This window comes from Mesorhizobium sp. M2A.F.Ca.ET.039.01.1.1 (genome assembly GCF_003998035.1).
GTDB lineage: Bacteria > Pseudomonadota > Alphaproteobacteria > Rhizobiales > Rhizobiaceae > Mesorhizobium.
This window is the reverse complement of sequence record NZ_RZRY01001239.1, coordinates 1-1,088: the sequence shown is the minus strand read 5'-3', so window position 1 is coordinate 1,088 and position 1,088 is coordinate 1. Positions and strand designations below refer to the sequence as shown.

Genomic DNA, 1,088 nt, shown 5'->3' with positions numbered 1-1,088 from the left:
ATCTTACGCGCGACTATGGCGCGCTCTTCGACTGGGCCGAAGCGAACCGCATCGCCGTCGCGCTCGACACGGGATGGCCGATCGACGGCTGGACCGAGGCGAATTGCGCGGCGGCGCGCGGCTGGCTGTCGCGCTGCGAACTGGCGCTCTTCAACGAGGTCGAGACGACGACATTGGCCGGCCTGGCAAACCCGGCGGAAGCGGCCCGCAAGATCCGCGACGGCATGAAGGCAGGGGCGACCGTCGTGGTCAAACGCGGACCGGACGGCGCGATCGCCATCGGCCCCGACGGCGAGGTCATCGAAGTGCCGGCACCGCGCGTCGCTGTCGTCGACACGATCGGCGCCGGCGACGTCTTCAACGCCGCCTTCCTGGCCGCCCTGGCACAGGGACGCTCCCTTGAAAAGTGCCTGTCCGCCGCCATCCGGGTGGCTTCGCGCGCCATCTCAACCTTGCCCCGCGACTATGGCGGGCCGACCCAATTCGAGGATGCCGTCCATGAGCGCGCTTGAGATCAGCGACGTCCGCAAGAGTTACGGCAGCGTCGAGACGCTGAAAGGCATCGACATCGCGCTCGAAAACGGCGAGTTCTTGGTGTTGCTCGGGTCGTCCGGCTGCGGCAAGTCCACTTTGCTCAACATCATCGCCGGTCTTGCCGAAGCAACCAGCGGCGACGTGCTGATCGGCGGCCGTTCAGTGCTTGGCGTGCATCCGAAGAACCGCGACATCGCCATGGTCTTCCAGTCCTACGCGCTCTATCCGAACCTGACGGTGAGCCGCAACATCGGCTTCGGCCTGGAGATGCGCAAGGTTCCCGCCACCGAGCGCGACAAGGCGGTGCGCGAAACCGCGAAGCTCCTGCAGATCGAGACCCTGCTCGACCGCAAGCCCGGCCAGTTGTCCGGCGGGCAGCGCCAGCGCGTCGCCATCGGCAGGGCGCTGGTGCGCAAGCCGCAGGTCTTCCTGTTCGACGAGCCGCTCTCCAATCTGGACGCCAAGCTGCGCCTGGAAATGCGCACCGAGCTGAAGCGTCTGCATGAGATGCTCAAGACCACCGTCGTGTACGTCACCCATGACCAGATCGAGGC

General features: G+C 66.5%; 2 protein-coding genes. Both read left to right on the top strand.

Features of this window, described 5'->3' with window-relative positions; translation table 11 throughout:
- Positions 1–512, top strand: a 512-nt coding sequence (locus EOA24_RS38955; RefSeq protein ID WP_189354635.1) for a PfkB family carbohydrate kinase, incomplete at its 5' end; no start/stop codon positions are given.
- On the top strand, positions 499–1,088 hold a 590-nt coding region (locus tag EOA24_RS38950; protein ID WP_133374967.1), incomplete at its 3' end, for an ABC transporter ATP-binding protein. The genes EOA24_RS38955 and EOA24_RS38950, both read left to right, overlap by 14 nt.